General features: G+C 63.1%; 23 protein-coding genes. 13 read left to right on the plus strand and 10 right to left on the minus strand.

Annotated elements, in window-relative coordinates:
• The first annotated feature begins 9 nt into the window (after positions 1–9).
• Complete coding sequence (locus U5A52_RS18160; RefSeq protein ID WP_321935690.1) at positions 10–762, plus strand: hypothetical protein; 753 nt, start codon at positions 10–12, stop codon at positions 760–762.
• A 54-nt stretch (positions 763–816) separates the two neighbouring features.
• On the opposite strand, the gene U5A52_RS18165 is transcribed toward U5A52_RS18160, so the two are convergent.
• The gene (locus U5A52_RS18165) at positions 817–2337 is read right to left on the minus strand and encodes a DUF1254 domain-containing protein (RefSeq protein WP_321935691.1); all 1521 of its coding nucleotides are present in this window, start codon (positions 2335–2337) and stop codon (positions 817–819) included.
• Positions 2338–2921: 584 nt separating this feature from the next.
• On the opposite strand from U5A52_RS18165, the gene U5A52_RS18170 reads away from it, so the two are divergent.
• From U5A52_RS18170 to U5A52_RS18190, 5 genes are all read left to right on the plus strand, one after another.
• Positions 2922–4835, plus strand: a complete 1914-nt coding sequence (locus U5A52_RS18170; protein WP_321935692.1) for a feruloyl-CoA synthase — start codon at positions 2922–2924, stop codon at positions 4833–4835.
• Between the two features lie 155 nt (positions 4836–4990).
• Positions 4991–6175, plus strand: coding sequence for a lipid-transfer protein (locus U5A52_RS18175; RefSeq protein ID WP_321935693.1), 1185 nt, complete (start codon positions 4991–4993; stop codon positions 6173–6175).
• Positions 6176–6203: 28 nt separating this feature from the next.
• Positions 6204–6644: a MaoC family dehydratase N-terminal domain-containing protein gene (locus U5A52_RS18180; RefSeq protein ID WP_321935694.1), complete on the plus strand. Its 441-nt coding sequence runs from the start codon at positions 6204–6206 to the stop codon at positions 6642–6644.
• Positions 6645–6657: 13 nt separating this feature from the next.
• The gene (locus tag U5A52_RS18185; protein WP_321935695.1) at positions 6658–7074 is read left to right on the plus strand and encodes a MaoC family dehydratase; all 417 of its coding nucleotides are present in this window, start codon (positions 6658–6660) and stop codon (positions 7072–7074) included.
• A gap of 28 nt (positions 7075–7102) precedes the next feature.
• Positions 7103–7924 (plus strand): SDR family NAD(P)-dependent oxidoreductase, encoded by an 822-nt coding sequence (locus U5A52_RS18190; protein WP_321910660.1) that lies wholly within the window; start codon positions 7103–7105, stop codon positions 7922–7924.
• A gap of 102 nt (positions 7925–8026) precedes the next feature.
• Here U5A52_RS18190 and U5A52_RS18195 read toward each other — a convergent pair whose 3' ends face one another.
• Entirely contained in the window at positions 8027–8530 is a 504-nt protein-coding gene (locus U5A52_RS18195; RefSeq protein WP_321910658.1) for a DUF1993 domain-containing protein, read from the minus strand.
• A 133-nt stretch (positions 8531–8663) separates the two neighbouring features.
• On the opposite strand from U5A52_RS18195, the gene U5A52_RS18200 reads away from it, so the two are divergent.
• A complete protein-coding gene (locus U5A52_RS18200; protein ID WP_321935696.1) occupies positions 8664–9566 on the plus strand; it encodes a LysR family transcriptional regulator in 903 nt (300 codons plus the stop codon).
• 32 nt (positions 9567–9598) lie between these two features.
• On the opposite strand, the gene U5A52_RS18205 is transcribed toward U5A52_RS18200, so the two are convergent.
• Complete coding sequence (locus tag U5A52_RS18205) at positions 9599–10114, minus strand: helix-turn-helix domain-containing protein (protein ID WP_321910864.1); 516 nt, start codon at positions 10112–10114, stop codon at positions 9599–9601.
• Between the two features lie 275 nt (positions 10115–10389).
• Here U5A52_RS18205 and U5A52_RS18210 point away from each other — a divergent pair, with 275 nt between their 5' ends.
• From U5A52_RS18210 to U5A52_RS18235, 6 genes are all read left to right on the plus strand, one after another.
• Entirely contained in the window at positions 10390–11640 is a 1251-nt protein-coding gene (locus U5A52_RS18210) for an efflux RND transporter periplasmic adaptor subunit (RefSeq protein WP_321935697.1), read from the plus strand.
• A complete protein-coding gene (locus tag U5A52_RS18215) occupies positions 11637–14825 on the plus strand; it encodes an efflux RND transporter permease subunit (RefSeq protein WP_321935698.1) in 3189 nt (1062 codons plus the stop codon). Before U5A52_RS18210 ends, U5A52_RS18215 begins: the two co-directional genes overlap by 4 nt.
• Positions 14822–16300, plus strand: a complete 1479-nt coding sequence (locus U5A52_RS18220; protein ID WP_321935699.1) for an efflux transporter outer membrane subunit — start codon at positions 14822–14824, stop codon at positions 16298–16300. The genes U5A52_RS18215 and U5A52_RS18220 overlap by 4 nt, the downstream gene beginning before the upstream one ends.
• A 126-nt stretch (positions 16301–16426) precedes the next feature.
• The gene (locus U5A52_RS18225; RefSeq protein WP_321910650.1) at positions 16427–17602 is read left to right on the plus strand and encodes an MFS transporter; all 1176 of its coding nucleotides are present in this window, start codon (positions 16427–16429) and stop codon (positions 17600–17602) included.
• A gap of 28 nt (positions 17603–17630) precedes the next feature.
• Entirely contained in the window at positions 17631–18428 is a 798-nt protein-coding gene (locus tag U5A52_RS18230) for an isocitrate lyase/phosphoenolpyruvate mutase family protein (protein ID WP_321935700.1), read from the plus strand.
• Between the two features lie 35 nt (positions 18429–18463).
• Positions 18464–19201, plus strand: a complete 738-nt coding sequence (locus U5A52_RS18235; protein WP_321935701.1) for an SDR family oxidoreductase — start codon at positions 18464–18466, stop codon at positions 19199–19201.
• 117 nt (positions 19202–19318) lie between these two features.
• On the opposite strand, the gene U5A52_RS18240 is transcribed toward U5A52_RS18235, so the two are convergent.
• The 7 genes from U5A52_RS18240 to U5A52_RS18270 all read right to left on the minus strand — a co-directional run bounded on the left by U5A52_RS18240 (position 19319) and on the right by U5A52_RS18270 (position 25946).
• Positions 19319–20470: an acyl-CoA dehydrogenase gene (locus U5A52_RS18240; RefSeq protein ID WP_321910645.1), complete on the minus strand. Its 1152-nt coding sequence runs from the start codon at positions 20468–20470 to the stop codon at positions 19319–19321.
• 9 nt (positions 20471–20479) lie between these two features.
• Positions 20480–21673, minus strand: coding sequence for an acyl-CoA dehydrogenase family protein (locus tag U5A52_RS18245; protein WP_321910643.1), 1194 nt, complete (start codon positions 21671–21673; stop codon positions 20480–20482).
• A gap of 70 nt (positions 21674–21743) precedes the next feature.
• Positions 21744–22538: a citryl-CoA lyase gene (locus tag U5A52_RS18250; protein WP_321935702.1), complete on the minus strand. Its 795-nt coding sequence runs from the start codon at positions 22536–22538 to the stop codon at positions 21744–21746.
• A gap of 14 nt (positions 22539–22552) precedes the next feature.
• Complete coding sequence (locus U5A52_RS18255; RefSeq protein ID WP_321935703.1) at positions 22553–23053, minus strand: MaoC/PaaZ C-terminal domain-containing protein; 501 nt, start codon at positions 23051–23053, stop codon at positions 22553–22555.
• Between the two features lie 9 nt (positions 23054–23062).
• Positions 23063–24211, minus strand: a complete 1149-nt coding sequence (locus U5A52_RS18260; RefSeq protein ID WP_321910637.1) for an acyl-CoA dehydrogenase family protein — start codon at positions 24209–24211, stop codon at positions 23063–23065.
• Positions 24212–24253: 42 nt separating this feature from the next.
• Positions 24254–25006, minus strand: a complete 753-nt coding sequence (locus tag U5A52_RS18265; RefSeq protein ID WP_321910635.1) for a 3-oxoacyl-ACP reductase FabG — start codon at positions 25004–25006, stop codon at positions 24254–24256.
• Between the two features lie 121 nt (positions 25007–25127).
• Positions 25128–25946: an enoyl-CoA hydratase/isomerase family protein gene (locus U5A52_RS18270; protein ID WP_321910634.1), complete on the minus strand. Its 819-nt coding sequence runs from the start codon at positions 25944–25946 to the stop codon at positions 25128–25130.
• Between the last annotated feature and the right edge of the window lie 27 nt (positions 25947–25973).

The following is a 25973-nucleotide window of genomic DNA, read 5'->3' on the forward strand; positions in this document are numbered from 1 at the left end:
CGAACCATCATGAACGTTCACCACGCGTGTTTCGTTCGTCCGGCGTTCGCTGCGATTTGCGTGACTTCCCTCGCAACGCTTGCCGCTTGCGGCGGGAACGCCTGCATCGGTCTCGGCAGTTGCGGCGGCACAACCGTGACACCCAACCTCACCCTCTCCGGCACGGCCGCCACCGGTTCGGCGCTCGCCAGCGCGACGCTCAACGTCAGTTGTGTGCAGGGTTCGGCGTCCGCCCTATCCGACGGTGGCGGGCACTACACGATCGCGTTCAATGCCACGCCGCCCTGCATCCTCACCGTGACCTCCGGCGGCGTGAGCCTGCACTCGCTGGCATTTGCTGGTGGGACCTTCAATACGACGCCGGAGACCGAGCTGATGGTTGTCTACATGGCTTCGCAACTCGGCACGAACGAGAATGGCTTGATAGCGGGCTTCCCGACCAACTCGCAGTACCAGCAAGCGCTGGCTAGCCAGGCCGACGTGCAGGCGGCGCAATCCGCAGTCGTCACGAATCTGCAGCAGCACTACGCGCTCACGCTGGCGGTACCGGCGTTTCTCACGACATCCTTCACGGTTGGCCAGCCAGGCGTCGACAGCGATCTGGTCGCGCTAGCGGCGGCGGGAGCGATCGATGCCAATGGCATGCCCGATCCGGCCGCCGTATCGCTGTTGTCCGCGGCGGGCCTCGCCCATCCGCTTACCGCAACGTCCGCCCCTTCTTCCGGCACGGGCGGAACGGGCAGCGGCAGCGGAACCATGTGACGAGAGCTTGCCGATGTCCGAGCGGCGTCGTGCCTCGACGCCCACCCGACAACCTTAGCTGCTCTTTTCAAGGTCGCCTGGCTTCCACGTTTGGTCGAAGAACGCCTGTTCCGGCGAATATAGGCGGAAGATCACGAAGTAACCCTTGCCTGGCACCGTGCGCAGCCAGTTTTTCTCCTTGCCCGGGGGCGCCGTGGGACCGAAGTAGAGATCGGTCGATCCATCGGCGTTCTGCACCGGCCTGTCCATCTGGTTCAGCGATGGGAACGGCTGGCCGTTGTCGAGACCCGAGGCCGTCGTGGCGTCGTAGACCGTCGCGGACCAGAAGTTCTTCGCCGGAATATGCGGCGGCAAGTGCAACGTGTACGACTGGCCGCCGTCGAGGAAATGGCCATCCTTGTCACGGAACGTGACGGGGTACTTGGCGCCCGCTCCCACGAGATTCTTCACCATGCCCGGGCTCGCCGAATAGGCGCTCGTAAAGTACCCGGAGCGCTGTTCGAGATTGGTGAACGTCTCGCTTGACTGGAAAGCCGTGTTCTCGCCGGCGAAGACGTTGATCCACTGACGATCCGGATAGTATTTGCCGCCTGGCTCGCGCGCGATCATGTCCGTGATGACCACCTTGCTCATCTTGAAGCCGGTTGCAGCGGCTTTGTCGAGCAGCGCGCGCATCTCGGCCGAAGGCTCGAAGGGCTTACCCTTGTCGATGCCGATCGTATGCAGGAAGCCACGCATGTCGAGATCGGCGGGGTCGACATATTCGCTGTCGATGAAGCGCGACATCATGTCGAAGTAGCTGGCATCGTGCGCAAACAGCAGGTTGGCGGGCTTCTCGTTGGCATTCGGAAACTGCATCGGCTTTGCCGTTTCCTTGTGCCCGAGCGGATAGATATGCGTAGCAGCGATCTCGGCATTCGGTTTTGATAGATCCTTTGGATCGCTAAAGAAGGCGCGCCAGAACAGGAACACGTTATACGTCCGCGAGCGGTAGATGAACGCATCCTTCGGCACGTTCTTTGGCTCGCCTTTGTAGTCGGGTGGCAGCAGCACATAGGTGCCGCCCTTGCCCTTGTCAGGGCCGGCAAAGCCAACGTCGCCCGTCCAGGTCTGGCCGCCGATCGTCGGGCCGACGAGAGGACGCTGGAAGAAGTCGTCGAACATGCCTTGCACGCCGGGCGGCACCTCGACCACGAGCGGTCCGTCCTTGTGCAGGTCGAGATAGCCCATCGCGTATACGACGTCCGAGTTCGGCGTCGTGACCTGCGTCGAGGCCTTGATGCGCTCCTTCCACACCGGCAGCACGTTATAGCCCGCACCGAATATTTTCTCCGAGCCTTCCTTCATCGCCCACATGTTGATGGCGGGCAGCCCCCACAGGTAGGCCTGTGTGGCGCGCTGGAAGATCAGTTCCTCTTGCATGCTGCGCGACGTGGCGGCGGTCGGATAGTCTTTGTCGAACGGTGCGTTGGCGAGCGCGTCGTAATGCGAGTCTTGCCCGAAGGCAACCTTTGCACCGACGAGCGCGAGACCCGCAAGCGTGAGAAAGGCGAAACACTGGCCCTGACGTTTCATGAAGGCTTTCCTCCAAGCGATGGTTACCGGAAAAATCGTGTGCCGTGCAGGCCCTGTATCCAACGGGCACCAAGGAGGCTAGCACAGGCGGATTCCTGCATAGTCGAGCGTGACCGGTAGCCGCCGTCACCACCGGGCCTGTATGCTTACCGGGCGAATCCTCTGGATCAGGGCCGATCGTTTGCAATCCTTCTGATACCCGATCACCGCCCCGCAAAACACCTCGATGCATCCGCATTCAAGACCCGCCGTTCTCGCCGACCGTCTACCGGGCCGAGGAAAATGGCCTGAAGCGCGTATTCATGACCAGGCGCCCGGTGTGATTCCCGCCTGCACGCGCTTCGGCGCAGCCGGAAATGGCTCAGACGGTCTGTCTTCGCGGGTCTTCCCAACCTCGTTATCGAGCGCGCCGGAGCGAATCGGCTCCCCTCGTATCGTCCCGATGCCGCAACGCCGCCACGCCGGACGGCGTTTCACCGCGCAACCCGCCGGCGAACACCACCACTTTAGGGTGGGCTCGCCCCCTTGAGCCGCCGTCTATCCTAGAAGCCGTAGAGCCCACAGAACAAGGCGCGGAGCACGACATGCCGCGTCTGGATGTCAAGGAGACAGGCGTAGTGACCCACGTCATCGACCCACAACACGCGGCGCCCCCCTGGCGCGCCGCCCGATTTCCTCAACGGCGAACGCTGGTCGAGCGCCGCGTTGACGGCACGCTGATTCTGCGCTCCGCGAACCCGCCGCCCGCTATCAGCCAGACGAGCTTTGCCGATTTCATTGCGCAATGGGCGCAGCAGCGCGGCGACACGGCGGCCTTCTGCCAGCGCGGCGAAGACGGCGCGTGGCGCGCGATGACATGGCGGCAACTGTGGGAGCAGGTCCAGTGCGTTGCGGCCGCATTGCTCGACCTGGGGCTGGGCCCGGACCGGCCGCTCATGCTGCTTTCGGGCAACTCCCTCGAGCAGGCCGTGTTGCTGCTCGCCGCCGAATACGTGCGCGTACCCACTGCACCGGTCTGCCCCGCTTACGCCATGCTCAGCAAGGACTTTGCGAGGCTCAAGGGGGTCGTCGAGCTCGTGCCGCCTGCCGCGATTTTCGTACAGTCAGCGAGCGTGTTCGAGCGTGCACTGGACCTGATCAAGGACATTGAAGCACCCGTCATTACCGTCGAAGAACCGCGCGGCGACCAGCTTGCGTGGAGCGCCCTCGCGGCCACGTCGCTTACGCCGGCGCGCCGTGCCGCGGTCGCGGCGGCGCACGCCGCGATCCGGCTCGACGACACCGTGCGGGTGCTGTTCACATCCGGCTCGACGGGCGTGCCCAAAGGCGTGGCGCTGACCTATCGCAACTTCCGGGCAGTCGCCTCCTACTATGCGGACAATCTCGCGTGGCTGCACGATGCGCAGCCCGTGTTCCTCGACTGGCTCCCCTGGCATCATGCCCTTGGCGGCGTGCTGAACCTCGGCCGCTCGGTCGAATTCGGCGCAACCCATTACATCGACGACGGACGCCCGCTGCCGGGTCTCATCGAGCGCACCGTGCGCAACCTGCGTGAAGTCTCGCCGACGATCTTCACGAGCGTGCCTTCCGCATGGGCGGTCCTCGCGAATGAGCTGGAGCGCGATCCGGAGCTGGCGCGCAGCGTGTTCTCGAACGCGCAATGCTTTGGCTACGGCGGCGCGAGCCTGCCCGTGGATGTCTGGCAGCGCATCCAGCGCGTTGCCGAGCAGACGATCGGTACACGCATCATGTTTTGCTCGGGGCTCGCCGCGACCGAAACCACCGGCATGGGCACCTATTGCAGCTGGCCGACCGAACAAGTCGGCAACATCGGCACCCCCGTGCCCGGCGCCGAAGTGAAGCTCTGCCCGCTGGAAGGCGGCGACGGACGCTTCGAATTCCGCATGCGCGGCGCGCACATCTTCGGCGGCTATATCAGGAATCCGGAACTGAGCGCGCAGGCGTTCGACGAAGAAGGCTTTTTCCGCCTCGGCGACGCGGTGCGGCTCGTCGATCCGGACAATCCGGCCGCCGGCATGATGTTCGCAGGCCGTGTGGTCGAGGACTTCAAGCTCACCAACGGCACATGGGTGCGCACCGGCGCCGTGCGCCTCGCGCTGCTGGAGCAATGCGCGCCACTCCTCAGCGACGCCGTGATCTGCGGCCACGATCACGACTTTCTCGCGGCGCTTGCGTGGCCCAACGTCGGTGCGTGTCAGCGCGCATTTCCGGAACTCGCCGGCCTCGACGCCGCCGCGCTCGTCCGGCATCCCGTGCTCGTTTCCGAACTTCGCAAACGGCTTGGCAAGACCCGCACCGGAGCAGCCAGCCTGAGCGTCGAGCGCTTGATGCTGATGGACGAGCCCCCTTCGATGGACGCCAACGAGATCGCCGACAAGGGATACGTCAATCAGGCCGTCACGCGCTCGCGCCGGGCGCATCTCGTCGAAGCCCTGTACCGCGCCGAGCCTGACGCGCATATCGCCCGCATTCGCTGATTTAGCCGCCCGCAGCGGCGTCGCTCATGGTCTTGCGACACCGCCTTGCAGATCGGTCGAATGATATTTGATAAGGATGGCGAACTGTATAGCCATATGCGACTTCGTCGCGCGCAAGTCTTAACCCTAACCTGTTATTCCGAAGGAGTCGCTCCATGAGCCGAAATGTCTATGTTGCCGGTGTCGGCATGATCCCGTTCAAGAAGCCCGGTACGAGCGAAACGTACGACACGATGGGCGCCATCGCCACGCGTCAGGCGCTCGCGGACGCGGGCCTCGAATATCGCGACGTGCAGCAGGCATATGCCGGCTACGTGTACGGCGATTCGACCTGCGGACAGAAGGCGTTGTATCACGTCGGCATGTCCGGCATCCCGGTCATCAATGTGAACAACAACTGCGCCACCGGATCGTCGGCGCTTTTTCTCGCCCGGCAAGCCGTGCAGAGCGGCGCGGTCGACTGCGCGCTCGCGGTTGGCTTCGAATTCATGCAGCCGGGGGCGCTCAAAGGACATTGGGACGATCGTGAGCGCGCGCTCGAGCGTGCACTGAACCTCGTCGACGAACTGGTCGACCGCCCCGACCTGCCGAGCGCGATCCGCCAGTTCGCCGGCGCGGGCCACGCGCATATGAAGAAGTACGGCACCAAGCTCGAAACGTTCGCGAAGATTCGCGCGAAGGCAAGCCAGCACGCCGCGCGCAATCAGCTCGCCGTGTTCCGCAACATCGTCTCGACCGAAGACGTCATGGCCGCCCCCATGCTGTGGGAAGGCGTGCTCACACGTTTGATGGCCTGCCCGCCGACCTGCGGCGCCGCAGCGGCGATCGTCGTGTCGGAAGAATTCGCAAAGAAGCGCGGCTTGCGCACCGACGTCATGATCGCGGCGCAATCGCTCACGACCGACCTGCCTAGCACCTACGACGCTCGCGACATGATCCGCGTCGTCGGCTTCGACATGACGCGCCTCGCGGCGCAACAAGTCTATGAGCAGGCAGGCATCGGGCCCAAGGACGTGGACGTTATCGAGCTGCACGACTGCTTCGCGCAGAACGAGCTGATCACGTACGAAGCGCTGGGCCTGTGCCCGGAAGGCGAAGCCGAGAAGCTCGTCAACGACGGCGACAACACCTATGGCGGCGAATGGGTCGTCAATCCGTCGGGCGGCCTGCTCTCCAAGGGCCACCCGCTCGGCGCGACCGGCCTTGCGCAATGCTATGAACTGACGCAGCAACTGCGCGGCCGCGCCGATCAGCGCCAGGTGGAAGGCGCGAAGGTTGCGCTCGCACACAACGTGGGTCTTGGCGGCGCGTGCGTCGTCACGGTCTACAAGTCGGCTTGATCTGCCAGGCACGGGAGGAGCGATCGACATGATCGACAAGCAATTCATTGGCAAGACGATGCCCGAGTTCAGCGTGACGGCCGAAGCCGGACAGCTGCGCTTTTTCGCGAAAGCGACTGGCGAGACCAATCCGGTTTACTTCGACGAGTCCGCGGCACGCGACGCGGGTCATCCCGCCCTGCCGCTTCCGCCCACTTTCCTGTTCTCGCTGGAACTCGAGCAGCCGAACACCGGATGGCGCGAAGAAGTCGGCATCGAAATGGCGCGCATCCTGCATGGCGAGGAGTCCTTCACCTATCACCGCCAGGCGTACGCCGGCGACGTGCTGCGCTTTCAGTGCCACATCGCGGACATCTACGACAAGAAAGGCGGCGCGCTGGAGTTCGTCGTGCGCGAAACGCGCGTGACCAACCAGCACGGCGAACACGTGGCGGATCTGCGCAGCGTGCTCGTGCAACGCAACGGCTGAACGGGAGAACACCATGAACAGTATTCGTTTCGACGACATCAAGGCCGGCGACACGCTCCCGCCGCTGACGCTGCCGCCCGTGAACCGCACGACGCTCGCACTCTTCGCGGGCGCGTCGGGCGATCACAACGCCGTGCATATCGATATCGACTACGCACGCCGCGCCGGCATGCCCGATGTGTTCGCGCACGGCATGCTCTCGATGGCGTGGCTCGGCCGGTTGCTCACGCAGTGGGTCGATCAGCGGCAGCTGCGTCATTTCGGTGTGCGATTCGTCGGCATCACGCATCTCGGACATCAAATCACCTGCACCGGGCGCGTGGTCGAGAAGTTCGAGGTGGATGGCGAGAAGCGCGTGCGGCTCGAAATCCAGACATCCAATCAGTATGGTGAACCGCGCGTCGTCGGCGACGCCGTGGTCGCCTTGTAATTCGCATCGACTCACAGGAGACAGCAAGATGGGAAAGCTTGACGGCAAGGTGGCGCTCGTCACCGGATCGGGGCGTGGCATCGGCCGCGCAATTGCAGAGAAGCTGGCGAGCGAAGGCGCGCGCCTCGTCATCAACGACCTCGACGCCGATCCGGCGCAAGAAACGGTCGAAACGCTCAGGAAAATGGGCGCCGAGGCGGTGGCGTGCGTCGGCAACGTGAGCGCGCCGGACTTCGGCGAGCGCATCGTCAACACGGCGATGAGCACGTACAAGGGCATCGACATCATCGTCAACAACGCCGGCTACACGTGGGACGACGTGATCCAGAAGATGAGCGACGAGCAGTGGTACGCGATCCTCGATTGCCACATGACCGCGCCATTTCGTATCCTGCGCGCCGCCTATCCGCATATCAAGGCCTTGCATCAGGCGGACGTCGCGCAAGGCCGCGAAGTCTATCGCAAGATCGTGAATATCTCGTCCACGTCCGCGCTCAACGGCAACGCCGGCCAGATGAACTACTCGTCCGCGAAGGCCGGTGTGATCGGCATGACGCGCGCGCTCGCACGCGAGTGGGGCCGCTTCAACGTCAACGTGAACTGCGTGGCGTTCGGTCTCATCCACACGCGCATGACGGTCAGCACCGAAGCCGCCGAAACCGTGCAGATCGAAGGCCGCGATATCCGCGTGGGCCTGAATGCGGACTTCTTCAAGGCGCATGCCCAGCGCAATCCGCTCGGCCGTGGCGGCAAGCCCGAGGAGGCAGCGGGCGGCGTGTACCTGTTCTGCTCGCCCGAATCGAACTACATCACCGGCCAGACCATCGCCGTAGCCGGCAATCTGCAGTAACGCTGCCGGCCACAACAACGTCGCTTCTCGCACTCGCTCCGGTTGGTGAAACGCCAACCGGAGCTTTTTTTCTGCTCTTGTCGCGCAAAAGCGCCCCGCCAATCAGGCGTCGAACGCATTCACCGGACCAATGAAGTCCAATTTGCCAACCTCGACCCCATTCGTGCGCAAGATCGCGTATGCCATGGCGACATGGAAGTACACATTCGGAATCACGATCTGCAGCAGATAGTTTTCTCCCGTCAGCTTCCCCGGCACCCATGATACCTTTACGACTTGTGCGGCTGCGTCGTCGTACCGGTCTGCCGGCACGCTTTCAGCGAACTCAATTGTCTTGCGGATGCGCGCACGCGCTTCGTCAAGCGTTTGCTCATTGTCTTCATGTCGCGGTGGCTGCTGCCCTGAAAGCCAGGCGGCCCCACCCTTCAAATAGTCGCAGGCGCTTTGTATCTGATAGAGCAATCCTCCCATGTCGGGAGCGAGACGTGTCGATAACAGAACGGCAACATCGAACTTTCTCGCATTCGCGAAGCGCTCCGCTTTGTCGAGGTAGGTTTCCATGGTTCTGACTGCTTGCACGCATTGTGCAATCGCCTGTGCATACATCGGGCTCTCCTTGAACAGATGTTTTCGTAAAGTCACGCTATGGACTGAACAAGCCGCCACGCCGGCCTGAACTTCCCATACAATTGGGCGACCTGATTCCACGTGGGCGAACGCGTTGGACCGACTAGAAGCCATGGAAATGTTGCTGGGCGCAGTGGACAGGGGCAGCCTGTCGGCAGCAGCTCGCGAACTGAAGATTCCAGTCAGCACACTCACTCGTAAAGTTGCCGATCTCGAGGAGATGCTGGGAACCCGCTTGCTGATACGAACCACGCGAAAGCTGACCTTGACCGACGCGGGCATCGCATACGTCGCAGCGGCGCGACGCATCCTCGACCTCGTGCGTGAACAGGAGCGCGAAGCCACGGGCGAGTTTGCGACAGCAAAAGGGGAACTGGTCGTGACTGCACCCGTGCAGTTGGGCCGCCTGCATGTCTTGCCCGTCATCAATCAGTTCCTCGCTCAGTATCCGGACATCACCGTTCGGCTCCTGCTTTCCGATCGAAACATCGACCTCATCGATTCACACGCCGACCTCGCAGTGCGCATCGGCGAACTCGCCGATAGCAGCATGATCGCGACGCGCATAGGTTCACTGCGGCCGGTCGTCTGCGCAAGTCCGGCCTTCCTCGGCCAACACACGCTGCCGCGCGAGCCCGATGATCTCGTGCAGTATTCGTGCATCGTCTTCAACAGCCCGTATCTTTCGCCGTGGCGCTTTCGCCTTCCCGCCACCCACAAGGTCTATCTGCTCGAAGTGAAGCCTCGGCTCGAGGTGACTTCACCCGACGCCGCAGTGAGCGCCGCCGTGGACAACGTGGGCATCACCTTCGTATTCGAGCACGATGCCGATGAAGCGCTTCGAAACGGGCAGCTCGAGATACTCCTGCCTCAGTTCGAAGTTGAGCCTGTGCCTGTGCATCTGGTTCATGTGTCCAGAAACCTCATGGCCGTAAAACTGCGCCATTTCATCGACTTCGCGGCGCCCAGGCTCAGGGAATCGATGTCCAGATTCGGCAAGCAAAAGCGGCGCTAAGCTGGGCCAGGGACGACCGCCCTCAAAACTCATCACTCGCCCGGTTGATCGCCGAGTACCCGGTCATTGCGCTCGTCGATCAACTCGCGCGTTGTTTGCGTCGCGCCTGGACCGGCAGCGAACCGAACGTCTCGATACGTGAGCGCCTGCCCGGTCGTTGCGCGAACCTCCACCGCCTCGACGGGGTTCCCGCTCGCATGCTCTACCAATGCGATCCGCGGCTTTCCATTCGGCGCAAGCCACTTGTCCCCCCATTGCATGAGCGCGACCAGCACCGGGTACAGGTCCGCCCCTTTCGAGGTCAAGCGGTAGCCAAACGTGTTTGCCCGTTCCGCGACCGGGAACCGCTCAAGAATATCCAGTTCGATCAGACGTTCGAGCCGTGCCGTCAAGACATTACGGGCGATGCCGAGCCCGCTCTGGAATTCGTCGAAGCGCCTGCTGCCTTGCGTGCACTCCCGAACGATCAAAAGCGTCCACCACTCGCCAACCTCGTCGAGGGCGCGAGCGATCGAGCAGTCCATTCCATCGAAGCGTTTTCTGTACATGATGAAACGCATCGTAGCTGAAGTTTCGTCATGCAACTTAACCAGATTCTGGGGAATAGCTTCCCGGTTTCGGCCCGTAGCGTGACGCAACGGCGTTCCCTATAGTTGCGTCACGAAACTTAGCTGGCAGTTGTTCCGGGGAAGTCACCCCGGATCGCTGCCTCACTCCGGATCACCCCGCTATCGTCATACCAGATAGCAAACATTGATCATCCGACGGGCAAACTGCGACACCTCTGTTCGTCGTGCAGCCTGTTCAAACACTTAGGAATGCCATGAATAACCGAATTGATCAGACCGAGGTGGAGATTACGACTCCACGGCGCTCGGCGACGTCCGGCTCCGTTCGATGGGTCGGTAAAGGTGTTGCCACCGTCGTGATCGTCGCCGCCGCGGCCACGGCGTTTCATATGCACGGGTCAAGTGCCGCGTCCGTTGCCGCTTCGCCTCCTCCATCAGTGAGCATCAGCGCGCCACTCCAGCGAAATATCGAGGGCCGGCTCGGGTTTCTCGGCCAGTTTTCAGCGGTCAATCGCGTTGAATTGCGTGCCCAGGTTGGCGGCACGCTCACGCGGATCAACTTCAAGGACGGCGACATCGTCCATCAAGGCGATCTGCTTTTCGAAATCGACCCGGAGCCCTATCAGATCAAGTTGAGCGAAGCGATGGCCGAACTCGAATCCGCAAACGCCCGGTTGGCACTCGCCACGCGGGAACTGGCCCGAGCGCAGGAACTGCAGCGTTCGGAAGCGGGAACGGCCGAGAACGTCGACCAGAAAGTCGCCGAGCAGCGCGCGGCACAGGCGGCCGTCGACAACGCGAACGCGCTCGGTCGCGACGCAAGGTTCGACCTCGACCGCTGCAAGATTACGGCGCCGTTCACCGGCCGCATCGGCACGCACCTCGTGTCGACGGGCAATCTGGTATCCGGCAGCCGCGCCGGCACGGGCCCGACAACGCTGCTTGCGACCATCGTTTCGCTGGACCCGATCTACCTCGATTTCGATATCAGCGAAAGCGACTACGCCGCCTTCCAGCGCTCACGCGAAAACCAGAGCGGCCCCCTGGCCGACACCGTGACGCTTTCGCCGACAGGCGACAGCGGGTACACGCGTACGGGCACACTCAACTTTATCGACAACACGCTCGATCGGGCGAGCGGCACGATCCATGCGCGCGCAACGATCCCGAATGGCGACCTCTCATTGACGCCCGGCGGCTTCGCCCGCCTGCGCCTCGCGACGACTGCGCCGCAACCGGCGCTGCTCGTTCCCGATGCCGCCGTGCTCGAGGATCAAACGGACCACATGGTGTACGTCGTGGGAGAAGACAACGTGGCCACGCCCAGAAAGGTGGAGGTCGGCGACCTGCGAGGCGGTCTGCGCGTCATCCGGTCCGGGCTTGCGCCGACCGACCGGATCGTGATCGACGGCATTCCCGCGGTCCACCCCGGCTCGAAGATTTCCCCGCACGCAGGATCGATCCGGTTCTCGGCAGAGCACGGCGACGAAGGAGCAAAATCATGAAACTGACTCACTTCTTTATTGAGCACCCGCGCTTTGCCGCGGTGCTCAACATATTCGCTGTACTCATTGGACTGGCGACCATGGTGAAGCTGCCCGTGGCCCAGTATCCGAACATCGTGCCCACGACCATTCAGATCACGACCTCGTATCCGGGTGCGTCAGCCGACACCATTGCGCGCACCGTCGCGACGCCGCTCGAGCAGTCCGTCAATGGCGTCGAGAACATGGATTACATTTCGAGCCAATCGACCAGCAACGGTCAGTTGACGATCACGGTGATCTTCAAGGTCGGCACGGACCCGAACACAGCCCTCTTGCTCACACGCAGCCGTGTGGAAGACACGCTGTCGCGCCTGCCTGTGGAAGTGCAGTTGCAGGGAGTCCAGGTGAAGAAGACCATCCAGGCGCTGCTGCTTGGCGTGCACGTCTATTCGCCCGACGGTTCCCGCAGTCCCGAATACCTGTCGAACTACATGCTCAAGGTACGCGATCAGATCGCGCGCTTGCCGGGCGTGTCGGACTTTCAGCTGTTCGGCGAGCGGCAGTACGCGATGCGAATCTGGATCGATCCGGACAAAGCCGCTTCGTACAACATCAGCGCCAGCGAGATACTCGCCGCACTTCGCGCGCAGAACGCCGCCGTTTCCGCCGGGGTGCTCAATCAGCCTCCGGTGTCGAACAACGGGACGGGCGCGTATCAGATCAACATCGACGCGCTCGGCCGTCTCTCGACCCCCGAGCAGTTCGGCGACGTCGTCGTCAAGTCCGATGCACAGGGACGCGTCACACGCATTCGCGATATCGGCCGTGTCGAACTCGGCTCCGTGGACTATGGTTCCAAGGCGTATGCCGACCGGTACGCCGCCACGCCGTGGTTCGTCATCGCCACGCCCGACGCGAACGTCGTGCAGGTCGAGCATGACGTGTGGGCCAAAATGGCCGAGCTGAAAAAGCGCTTTCCGCCCGGCGTCGACTACATCAAGATCTACGACCCGACTACTTTCGTTTCCCAGTCGATTCACGAGGTAGCTAAAACCATCGGCATCGCCATTTTGCTGGTAGTCGGTGTGGTGTATCTGTTCCTGCAGAACTGGCGCGCCACGATCATCCCCGTTGTCGCGATCCCGGTTTCGCTGGTCGGCACGTTCACCGTCCTTTCGTTGTTCGGCGCGTCGATCAACAACCTTTCGCTGTTCGGACTGGTGCTCGCGGTTGGGATTGTCGTGGACGACGCCATCGTGGTGGTCGAGAACGTCGAACGCAACATGGCGCTCGGCATGTCGCCGAAAGAAGCCGCCCATCGAACGATGGACGAGGTCTCGACAGCGATCATCGCCATTGCACTCACGCTGTGTGCGGTGTTCGGGCCCACTGCGTTGATGTCCGGCATCTCGGGGCTGTTCTTCAAGCAGTTCGCGATCACCATCGCCGCCTCCACCGTCATCTCGTGCTTCGTCTCGCTGACGCTGAGCCCTGCCCTGTGCGCGGTGTTGCTCAAGCCGCACGAGATGGAGAAGCCGCACGGCGGCTCGACGGTGCTGAGCCGCCTCCATCATGCGGTGTTTGGCCGGTTCAATCGCTCGTTCGACTGGCTGTCGTCGCGGTACGGAAAGATGACGAGCCGCTTCGTTCGCGCAACCACCGTCATGCTGATCGTCTATGCCGGTCTGATTGGCGCGACGGCCTTGCAGATGTCGAGAATGCCCACCGGCTTCATTCCCGAGCAGGACATCGGCTATCAGGCTGTGATCGCGTTCCTGCCTCCGGGCGCGAGTCTCGACCGCACCGACAAGGTGATCCGCGAGATCAACGACATCGTGCTCGAAACGCCGGGACTCAAGGGCGTCACTCACACGTCGCCCGTGTCGGGCTTCGACGTCACGACGGGCACGATCGCGCCCAACGTGGGCACGCTGTTCTACGGATTGCCTTCGCTGTACGGCAAGCATGTTCCCGGCGTGAATGCCGCGTCGACACTGATCGAACTGCGCAAGCGCGTCGCGGGTGTCAAGGACGCGGTGGTCGTCGTGGTCAATCCGCCGCCCGTGCAGGGGCTGGGCGCGGCGGGCGGCTTCAAGCTGATGCTGGAAGACCGTGGCGGACTGGGGCCGCAGGCGCTCGCCGACGCCGCGCACGCCCTCGTGGCCGCAGCCAACAAGGACAAGGTGTTCGGCGGCGTGTTCACGCTTTACAACGCGGGCGCACCGTCTGTCTACGCCGACATCGATCGCCTCAAGGCAGAAAAGCTCGGCCTTACCCCCACGGATGTGTTTTCCACGATGGACCTTTACTTAGGTTCGCAGTACGTGAACGACTTCAACTTCATGGGACGTACGTATCAAGTGCGGGTTCAGGGCGATGAAGCGTTCCGGAGGACACCTGACGACATCGGCAGACTCAAGGTGCGCAACGCGATGGGAGACATGGTGCCGATCAGCAGTGTGGCGACCTTCAGGAACACCACCCAGCCGTATCGCGTGCCGCGCTACAACATGTACCCCGCAGCGGAAATCATGGGGGCTGCCGCGCCCGGATTCTCGTCGGGCGAAGCCATCGAACACATGGAACAACTCGCCGGACAGGTCCTGCCCAACGGCATCACGTACGAGTGGACCGATCTCGCCCACCAGCAAAAAGAGCAGACCATGTCGCCGCTCGTGATCTTCGCGGCGTCGGCGCTGTTCGTCTTCCTCGTGCTCGCCGCGCAATATGAAAGCTGGAAAACGCCGCTTGCGATCGTCCTGATCGTGCCGATGTGTCTGCTCGCAGCGGCCATCGGTCTGAACATGCGAGGCATGCCCATCGACATTCTTGCGCAGATTGGCTTCGTGGTGCTCGTTGGACTGGCCGCCAAGAACGCCATCCTCATCGTCGAGTTCGCGAGACAGCGCCAGGAGGAAGACGGGGTCGATGCCGAGGACGCCGCCACCCATGCGGCCCATGTGCGGCTGCGCCCGATCCTGATGACGTCGTTTGCCTTTATCGCGGGCGTGGCGCCGCTCGCCATTGCCAGCGGCGCAGGCTCGGAAATGCGGCAATCGCTCGGCACAACGGTGTTCTTCGGCATGCTCGGCGTGACGATCTTCGGGCTCGCCTTCACCCCGGCGTTTTACGCCTTCGTTCGCAAGCTCGGCATGAAAGGCACGGCTGCCTTGCGGCAACTTCGCAGTGGAGAAGTGAAATGAACGGCTTCGTATCCAGGACTTCGAAAGCGCTCGTGGGTAGTCTGATCGTCAGCGCGTTTCTTGCGGGCTGTGCTGTCGGGCCGAACTATGTTGCGCCCACTACGGAGATGGCGCCGTTTCACAACGCGAAGATCGTGGCCGACCGGCAAACGACGTTGCCGGCCCCGAGCCTCGATAGCTGGTGGACCGGGTTCAATGACCCCGAACTGGTCAAGGTGGTGCAACGGGCGCTCGATCAAAACCTCGATATTCAGGCCGCGATGGCGCGCGTCGTCCAGTCGCGCGCCGCGGCCCAGGCAGCGGGTGCCCAGCTGCTGCCGACGGTGGATGCCAACGCGTCGTACACGGCGTTACACCAGAGCGTGCAGAGCCCGCTTGGCGCCCTCGCGAGCGCATTCCCCAACTACAGCCGCGATCAGAAGGAGTACATCGCGGGCGCAACGGCCAGCTGGGAAATCGACCTCGCCGGTGGACTGCGGCGCGCGCACGCGGCAGCCACCGACGAAGCGCAGGCCGCCGAAGCCGCGCAACTCGGAACGCGCGTGACGGTTGCCGCCGACGGGGCCGACGCCTACCTGCAAATCAGAGGGCTGCAGGCGGAGCTGGCCGTTACCCAGGATCAGGTGGATACCGACGCGCGCCTGCTGGAACTCGTGAAAGCGCGCAAACAGGCCGGTGCGTCCGACGAACGCGAAGTCGCTCAGGCTGAAGCGTTGCTGCGTGGCGCACGTGCCACCGTGCCGACCTTGCGCGTGGCACTCGAAGCGCAATTGAACCGGCTCGATGTGCTGATGGGCGCGCAGCCTGGGACCTATGCGGCGGAACTCGCCACGAACCCTGGTGCCATTCCCGACGTGCCTGCCATTGGCAGCGCGGATCAGCCCGTGGACGTTCTGCGGCGTCGACCTGACATCATCGCCGCGGAGCGCCATCTGGCGGCGTCGAACGAAGCCATCGGCGTCGCAATCGCCGATTACTACCCGAAGATTTCGCTCTCTGGCGCATTGGGATTCGACAGCATCTCGGCCAGCCACTTCCTGAGCGCGAAGTCGTTCCAACCGGTCGGGACCGGCGCGCTGCAATGGCGTCTGTTCGATTTCGGCAAGGTGGACGCAGAAGTCAAGAATGCGCGCGGAGCGTACGCGCAAGCCCTGGCGCAGTATCGCGAGGCCGCGCTCAAAGCGACCGAAGACGTCGAAGACGCCTTGATGACGCTCTCGCAAACGGAGATTCGCGCGCAGGAAATTCAACAGGAAGTCGATGCATTGACGAAGGCGCGCGACCTTTCGGAGAAAGCGTATCGCGCGGGCTCGATCACGCTGACCGATGTGCTCGACGCCGACCGGCAACTTCTCGACGCACGCGACGATCTCGACGCAACGAAAGCGGACGCTGCCCGCGCGGCAGTACGAACGTTCCGCTCGCTGGGAGGCGGATGGGATGCCCCGCACCAGCAGATGGCTCAGGCCAACTAAGCCGCAGACACCACTTAACCGGTTTATGGGGAACAGCTTCCTGCTTGCGGCCCGTAGTGCGATCCAGGCGGCTTCCCTATAGTTTCGTCACAAGACCAACGTTCTCATTTTTCTGGAGAAGTCGACATGGATCGCCGTCTTCTAACACTCTCACTCGGCATGTTCGCGCTCGGCACCGATAGCTTCGTCTTTGCGGGCATCCTGCCTGAAATCGCGCACTCGTTTGGCGTCAGCATCGGCGCTGCGGGCCAGCTCATCAGTGTCTATGCACTGAGCTATGCGCTTCTCGGCCCAACCATTGCAGCGCTCGCCGCGAACGTCGCACGAAAGCGTCTGCTGCTCAGCGGCATCGGCTTGTTCGTGATCGCCAATCTCGGCACCATCGTGGCGCCGAATCTCGGCATCGCGTTGGCCACCCGCGCTCTCGCGGGTCTGGGCGCAGCCATGTTCTCGCCCACTGCCAGCGGAACGGGCGCATCGCTCGTGCCGCCGGAGCGTCGTGGCTATGCGTTGTCCATCATCGTGGCGGGTTTGACGACCGCTACCGCGCTGGGCTCGCCCATCGGCGCCGTGATCGGCGGCCTCGCCAGCTGGCACTGGACGCTCGTACTCGTCGCCGCACTCGGCGCGGCCGCATTCGCCGGCATCCTGGCGTTCTTGCCTGAAGTGCCGCTGCCGCCGGCCATCTCCCTCAGCAAGCGCCTGTCTCCGCTCACCGACTCCCGCGTGGGACTCACGCTCACGACGACGGTGCTGGCCCAGATCGGCACCTTCATCATCTTCAGCTACTTCTCCGTCGTGTTCGACCGTGCCACTGGCCACAGCGCCACGGTGCTCGGTGGACTGCTGGTGCTTTGGGGCCTGGCGGGAACCTGCTCGAATCTGCTGACGGGGCGAATTCTCGACAGGATCGGTTCGCACAAGGTCGTCATGATCAAGCTGGCCATTGTTGCAATCGTCATTCTCACCATGCCGATCACTGGAGCACACCTCTGGAGCGCAGCGATCGCTGTCACGATCTGGGGCGCCTGTGCATGGGGCGTGCTGGTGCCGCAGCAGTTCCGCCTTGCGAGCCTGAATCCGCCGATGACCGCCGTGCTGGTAGGCCTGAATACTTCGGCGACTTATGTGGGTGTCTCCATCGCGGGCGCGCTCGGCGCCGCCGTGATCCCGGTCATCGGCAGTCACAACCTGGGCTACCTCTCGAGCATTCCCGTGGTCATCGCGATTCTCGTTTCCGAACTCGCAACGCGGCGCATTGCAGCGTCTGCGAACCCGGCAAAGCGCGCGGTAGCGGCTTGAGTTTCCATCCCGATACAAGGAAAGAGCTATGTCTTACGCAAACACATTCCGTCAGTTGCACGACAATACCTCGCCGCTTCGGCTGCCGAATGCCTGGGATGCCGGCAGTGCACGTCTCATCGAGGCGTTGGGGTCCCCCGCAATCGCCACGACCAGCGCGGGCTTTGCATGGGCATTGGGATACCCGGACGGCCGCATGCTGCCGTTCGACGAGGTCGCGGCTTGCGTTCGACGCATGATCCGCGTGCTGAACGTGCCTTTGTCGGTCGATATCGAACATGGCTATTCAGACGATCCCAAAACCGTTGCAGGCCATGTCATGCGGCTGGTGGATCTTGGCGTCGCCGGGATCAATATCGAAGACGGTACAGACCCGGCATCGCTTCTCGCCTTGAAGATCGAGACGATCAGGAATGCCGTTGCGAAATCGGGCTCGGATCTCTTCGTCAACGCGCGCAGCGACGTATTTCTTGCACGGCTCGCTGAACCATCGAAGCAGCCGGAAGAGTCGATCGCTCGCGGCAACCTGTATGCGTCAGCCGGCGCGGACGGTCTTTTCCTTCCGGCGCTCGCGCGGTCATCCGATATCGAAACGATCGTCGGCGCCATTCGCTTGCCGCTTAACGTCATGGCCGTACCAGGACTCGCCGACGCAACGACGCTCGGAAAACTGCGCGTGCGGCGCTTAAGTGCAGGTAGCGCCATTTCGCAAGCCGTGCTCGCGAAGGCGAAGACCCTCGCACAAGACTTTCTGGAAAGCGGCCGTTTTGAAGCTCTCGATAGCCATCCCCTGCCGTATTCCGAGATCCAAGGTCTTTTCGCATAACTGACTGTATTAACCATCACGCAATGGAGATTGAAATGACACTCAATGGCAAACGCGCTCTGGTCACCGGAGCAAGCCGCGGTATCGGTGCTGCAATCGCAAAGGCACTAGCGGCCGCGGGCGCAGATGTGGCGATCACCTATGAAAAGTCGGCAGAGCAGGCCGCGAGCGTTGTAAAGGCGATCGAGGCGGAAGGCCGGCGCGGTGTCGCCATCCAGGCGGATAGCGCCAATGCGTCGGCAGTCCAGGCGTCCGTGCAGAAGACCGTCGAAGCATTAGGTGGGCTCGATATCCTCGTGAACAACGCCGGTATTCTTCGGATGGGCGATGTCAAGGATATTTCCCTCGAAGACATCGACGCGACGCTCAACGTCAATGTGCGCGCGCCTATCGTGGCCGCGAAGGCCGCAATCCCCCACCTGGGGGCGGGAGGGCGGATTATTTCAATCGGCAGTTACTTCGCCGACCGGGTCCCGGCCTCGCTGCTCGGCGTATACGCGAGTTCCAAGTCCGCGCTTGTTGCGTTCACCCAGGGGCTGGCGAGAGAACTGGGCCCGCAAGGCATTACCGCAAATCTCGTCCAGCCCGGCTCCATCAATACCGACATGAACCCGGTGGAAGGTCCGTTCGGACCGACGCTGAAATCGCTGACGGCTACCGGCGACTACGGCAAAGGCGAAGACATTGCGCAAGCCGTGGTCTTCCTCGCGAGCGCCAACGCCAGTTACGTGACGGGCGCCACGCTCACCGTTGACGGCGGCGCCAACGCTTGAGCGGCCACACAGGCTTCGGTATGGGCGGCATGCGTGCAACGGGTCTTCAAGCTCGAAAGCGCATGCCGCACAGACGCACGAGATGCCGGTGTTGCCGGCATCGTGTCACGCATGGCGTCACGCCACGCTGGCCGCCTCGGCCGACTCCTCAAACGGCAAGCGCGCGAATGCGTCCATGTGGTGATCGGCGTCCCCGAACAGCTGCCCCGCGGCCATCAGGAACTTGAAGTAGTCGCCGACCACGAGTTCCGCCGTCACGCCAATGCCGCCATGCAGCTGGATCGCGTGCTGGCCCACGAAGCGCCCCGCCTTCGCGACGATCACTTTCGCCGCCGAGATCATCTTGCGCCGTTCCGATGGCGCCGATTCCATCGCCGCGGCCGCAAGGTGCGCCATCGAGAGTGCAAGCTCCTTCTGCACCAGCATTTCCGCAAGACGGTGACGCAGCGCCTGGAATGCCGCGAGCGGTTGTCCGAACTGTTTGCGAGTGCGCAGATACTCGGCCGTCGCCTCGATCAGCTTGTCCATCGCGCCCACTGAAGCCGCGCACAGCGCCGCGATGCCGCGATCGAGCCCAGCCTGCAGCATCTCGACGCCCGCGCGCGGGTCGCCGAGGACATCTCCGGGCACGACGAACACCGACTCGAACGTGACTTCGGCTGCGCTCTGGCCGTCCACGGTCGGATACGTGCGAACCGTCACGCCCGCCGCGCTGGCCCGTACGACGAACAGCGTGACGGCCTCCACCGCCGCATTCCATGCGGGAACGATGAAAGCATCCGCCACGCCGCCATGCCAGACGTGGAGCTTGCAACCGTCGAGCCGGTAGCCGCCCTCCACGGCCGAAGCCCTGGTTTGCGGAGCATCGAAACCGTAGCGCGCGTTGCGCTCCTGCCAGGCCGGCGTGACGATCTTGCTGCCGTCGGCGAGTGCGGGAAGCCAGGCCTCCTTCATCGCATCGCCGCCGTATTGCGCGAAGAGATCCGCGCTCACCACGCTGCTCGCGATGATCGGCTCCAGCAGCAGCGCGCGACCGGCCTCGTACTGCACGACAAAGGTGTCGGTCGCCTTGCCGTCGAAGCCGCCGTAGGCCTCCGGTATGGTCAACCCGAGCACGCCGAACTCGGCGTACGAGCGCCACGCGTCCCGGCAAAAGCTGTCGTGCTCTCGCGCGATCTTGCGACGATGCTCGACGGTATAGCGGCTTTCGACAAAGCGTCGCAGGCTATCGGACAGCTGGCGCTGTTCTTCGGTATAGGAAAAGTCCATGTGGATGCCTCACTGTTCGAGGATCGCCTTCGCGATGATCTCTCGTTGCACTTCGTTCGTGCCGCCATAAATGGTCGGCTTGCGCATTTCCAGATAGCTGCTTGCCGCCCCCGGGCCGTGGAGCGTCGAGGGCGTCCAGCCGTCGAAGTCGCCCGTGAGCCACGCGGGCGCATACGGCCACGCGTCGGGGCCCATGACGTCGAGCTGAAGCGCCGAAATCTCCTGCTGAAGTTCCGAGCCGCGAATCTTGAGGATCGAAGCCTCTGGCCCCGCAGTCCGGCTGCGCGCCTCGGTGGCGACGCGCAACAGCAGCATCTCGAGCGCCATGATTTCCATTTCGATTCGCGCAATTTTTTCCCGCACGCGGATATCGGAAATCAACGGCTCGCCGCCCTGCTGCACCCGGCTCGCAAACGCTTTCAGCAAGCCAAGCTCGCGACGGCAATTGCCAAGACCCGCAATCGCGGTGCGCTCATGGCCGAGCAGATATTTCGCGTAGGTCCAGCCAGCGTTCTCTTCGCCAACCAGGTTTTCGAGCGGCACCTTGACGTCGTCGAACCAGACCTCGTTGACGTCGCTTGCCCCTTCTAACGTCGTGATCGGGCGCACGGTAATGCCCGGTGTGTTCATGTCGATCAGCAGCAGCGAAATTCCGGACTGCGGCTTGGCCTGCGGATCGGTTCGCACCAGACAGAAAATCCAGTTCGCGTGCTGCGCAAACGAAGTCCAGGTCTTCTGGCCGTTGACGACATAGTGGTCGCCCGAGCGGACCGCCCGCGTTTTCAGCGAGGCCAGGTCCGAACCCGCGCCGGGCTCCGAGTAGCCCTGGCACCACCAGTCGTCGCACGAAACGATGCGCGGCAAAAAGCGCTTCTGTTGCGCCTCGTTGCCGAACTTGATCAAAACAGGGCCGATCATGCTCAGGCCAAACGGCAACTGCCGCGGCGCTCCCGCAATCGCGCATTCCACTTCGAACAGGTGCCGCTGCAACGTCGTCCATCCGGTGCCGCCAAGCGACGTTGGCCAGCCCGGCGCGCCCCAGCCGCGCTGATGCAGGATTTTCTGCCACTGCACCTGCTCGTCGCGCCCGAGATGATGGTGCCCCAGCACCTTGTTGCGAAGCGAATCCGGCAAGTTTGCTCGGACAAAACGTCTGACCTCGTCGCGAAACGCAAGGTCTTCCGCCGAATAATTCAGTCTCATTTGCACTCCTCTTTTCATTGCGCGCCGACACTCGACACTTGCGCTCGCTTGTCGGGCGGCCTGCCTTGCGCTAGCGCGCGTTTTTCGGCGCGCGCATTGGGATCTCGTTGCGCGGGTCCTGGTTCAGAACGAGATCCCACAGCGACTGCCCGACCGGATTCTGCCGCTCTTCATAGAGGTGGCCGATCAACCCTGCCGCGCGCCCCACGAGCATGAAGCCGCGCGCCAGCAGCGGATCGAGGCCCATGTCGCCGATGATCGCGCCGATCGCACCGACCGCGTTGATCGGCAGCGACTTGCCCAGCTCCTCGCGGAACACGCTTTCGATGGCGTACATGAGCCGCCAGTGCTTGCCGAAGAAGCCGTTCTCGCGCGACACCGCAGCAAGCGTCGGCACACGCGGGTCGCCGTTCACGTGGATCGGATGTCCCACGCCATAGATCGGCTGCTTCTTTTCCTTTGCCCGCTGCACGGTTGTGCGCGCACACTCGAGAATCGCCTCGTCGTTCGCGTCGTCGGCCAGATGCTTCGCCGCTTCGATCAGCAGTTCGGCTGAATTCTGCGTAGTGCCGAGAAACACGCTGCCCGCGCCGAGCAGGCCTGCCGCAACAGCCGCCTGCATCGCCTCGGGCGCACCGAGGTAGGTCAGGCGTGCGCTCATCGCGCTAGGCGTGAGGCCGTGGTCGCAAGCGGTCACGAGGATGAGATTGATCATCCGCTTCTCCTCTACGCTCGGCACGCGGTTCAGGATCGTCAGCATCATCGTGTCGACGAAGTCCATCGTCGGGAGAATCTCGTTCGACAGGTCGCGTCCGCGCACGGTGATCTTGTCGATCGTGGTGTAGCCAATTTCCGTCTTGATCATGATGCGTTCCGTATTCAATGTGCGGCCGGCCGCCTGCCGACCATCATCTTCACCTGGCACTCGCACACGGCGTCGCCGTGCTGGTTGATGGCCACGCGGCGAAATTCGACGATCCCATGCGCAGGGTTCGACGTTTCGCGCCGTCCTGTCACTTCGATCCGCGCCTTGATGGTGTCGCCGATCAGCGTGGGCTTAGGGAAGCGATAGCTCACCTCCAGCATGCCGATGAGCGAGGGCTCGAGCAGCTGGTTGACGATCGTGCGCGTATTGAGCCCGGACATGATCGAGGCGACCAGCATGCCGTGCGCGATACGCTTGCCCCATGACGTGCCTGCCGCATACTCGGCGTCCACGTGCACGCGGTTATAGTCGGCGCTCAGCGCGGCGAAGCTCACGACATCCGCTTCTGTCACGGTCCGGCTCGATGTCTCGAACTGCAGGCCAGGCTCCATGTCTTCCCAGTAGTAGCGCATGGCGCCAAGCGAGCCGGGATGCACGCTGTTCATCGTTGTCATCGCGGCTCCTCAGGTGATCGCCGACATGCCGAGCACTTCGCGGCCCACGATGAGCGTCTGCACTTCGGCTGTTCCTTCCGGAATGACGCCGCCGCTCGTGTCGCGGAAAATCCGCTCGAGCGGGTACTCGGTCGAGTAGCCGAGACCACCGTGCACGGCGATCGCGATGCGCGCAACCTCGTGCGCCGCCTCCGCCGCGTAGAGCTTCGCGATCGAACATTCGACTCGCGACGGCAGCCCTTTTTGCAGCGAGACCGCCGCCTTGTAGCCGAGCGCGCGCGCCGCTTCGGTGCGAACCATCATGTCGACGATATGCTTCTGCACGAGCTGGAATTGCCCGATGGGCTTGCCGAACTGCTTGCGTGTTTTCGCGTATTCGATCGACAGATCGAGCGCCGCCTGTGCCGCGCCGACCGCACCCATGGCGATATTCATGCGGCCGTAGTTGAGGCCGATCGCCATCGACTTGAGTGCGCTTCCTTCGTCGCCCAGTCTGTTTTCCTTTGGAATGCGAACGTTTTCCAGAAAGAGTTCGGACGTACCGGAAGCCTTGAGCACCATCTTGTCGACCAGGCGCGCGTCGATCGGGGTGACCGACTTGTCGAGCAGGAACAGCGTGTGGCCGCCGTCCGACGTCGCGCTGTATGTCCGCGCGAGCACGATGACGTAGTCGGCCGCTACGCCGTTGGTGATCCAGAGCTTGCTGCCGTTGAGCAGGTAGTGGTCGCCCTTGTCTTGCGCCCGCGTTTCGACGCCGGCCGGGTTCGAGCCGTGATTCGGCTCGCTGAACGCCACGCACACGGCCTTTTGCGAAGCGAGAACGGGCTCGAGAAAGCGGGTCTTCTGTTCTGGCGTGCCGTATTCGCTCACGAGTCGCAGGAACACGTTCGTGATGTTGACGATCGTGCGCAACGAGCCCCAGAAGTAACCGGCCTCCTCCAGCATCATCGCCCACGTGACGAAGTCGAGGCCCATTCCGCCCGCCTCTTCCGGCAACAATCCGCCGATATAGCCAAACTGGCTGACGCCTGCAAGGAGGTCGAGCGGGATGCCGCGCGCCTTCTCGCACGCGTCGATCCTTGGCGCCACTTCCTTGCGCATGTAACGGCGAATGCTGTCACGCAGCGTGATCTGATCCGCGTCGAATTCGAAGTCCATCGGTAGTCGTCCTGTTCAATAGCTTGATGCGCGCGTGGCGTATCACGAAGAGAAGCGTCCGCCTGTCACGTACAGCGTGACGCCGGTGATGTAGCGTGCACGCTCGGAGGCCATGAACGCGGTGGCCGAGGCGATGTCGTCGGGAGCGCCGAGGAAGCCGACGGGATTCTTTGCGACCGCCGTATCGCGCAGCGTTTCGTAGGTCGGGTTGGCACGCATCAATTCGGTTTCAACGAAACCCGGTGCAATGGCGTTCACCGTGATGCCGAATTTCGCCTGCTCGAGCGAGAGCGCCCGCGTGAAGCCGACCAGGCCGAGCTTCGCCGTGCTGTAGTTGGTCTGACCAGGATTACCGAACACCGAGCGCGACGAGATATTGACGATACGCCCCCACTTGCGCGCCATCATGCCCGGCAGCACGGCGCGGCTGCAGTGAAACGCGCCCTTGAGGATCGTATCGACGACGGCGTCCCACTCGGTCTCGTCCATCTTCGTCAGATAGCGGTCCTTATTGAATCCGGCGTTGTTGACGAGAATATCCACACCGCCGAAGGCTTCGGTGGCGTTCGCGACCATCTTCGCCACCTCGTCCTTGCTGCACACGTCACAGCGCGCCGCGATGGCTTGCGCGCCGCCTGCGTTCAGCGCGGCGGCCACCTGCCCGGCGGCGGCGAGGTCGATATCCGAAACCACGACACGCGCGCCTTCGCGCGCAAACGTGCGCGCGATTTCAGCCCCGATCCCCCGGCCGCTGCCCGTGACGAGCGCCACCTTTCCGGCTAATCCGAGATCCATGTTGTCTGCTCCTCCCTATTTGTCTGCTGCCCGCCGCTGAAACTCGATGGCGGGCTCGTTTTGTCGTCGCGAACGCGAACGGGATGACGTCGCGTCGGCGTTGCGCACATGCCGCCCTTGTTCATGCGCCGCGTTGGCGATCCCAGTCGTAGGCGGGCGGTTGGCCTTCGAGAAACGCGGTGACCGCCGCGGTGTGATAAGCAAGGCTGGAAGCGAGGGCCTGAGTCGCCCCCTCCAGTTCGGCGAGCAACGGGTACGGCGATTCGAAACTCATGTTGAGCAAGCGCTTGCTGAACCCCATCGCTTCGCGTGGTCCCGCGACGAATCTGCGCGCAAAAGCGTGGGCTTCCTCGGCGAGTGCTTCGGGGGAGTGAATCGCATGCACGATGCCGAGCTGCTTTGCCTCGTTTGCATCGACCCGGCGCGCGGTCAGGACCAGTTCCTTCGCGACAGCCAGGCCCACGAGGCGCGGCAGGATATAGGCCGCGCCCAGGTCGGGCACGAGCCCCACTCTGGCGAACGACAAGGAAAAGAGCGCCCGCGACGACGCCAGGATGAAGTCCGCAGCCAGCGCGATTGAAAAGCCAGCCCCAATGGCCGCGCCGTCCACCGCGGCAATCACCGGCATTTCGAGGTTGCGCAGCCGCTGCAGCCAGCCGTGCGCGTTCATCACACGACGGCGAATGGCGTCTGGCGGCTGGGCGCGCGCCGCCTTGAGCGACTTGAGATCGCCGCCCGCACAAAAGCTGCCGCCGGAGCCCGTCAAGACCAGTACGCGCACGCCGCTGTCGCCCTCTACGGCGTCGAGCATGTCCGAATAGTCTTCAAGCAACTCCGCCGACAACGCATTGCGGGCCTCGGGGCGCTGATGCGTGAAGACGGCTACGCCGTCGTCGATAACGAGCGTTGCGTGTCGAAGCGGTGTTGGTCGAGCGTTCATAAGGCATCCTGGGCTGCAGCGATACGC

The organism is Paraburkholderia sp. J8-2, from assembly GCF_905220195.1.
Lineage (GTDB): Bacteria > Pseudomonadota > Gammaproteobacteria > Burkholderiales > Burkholderiaceae > Paraburkholderia.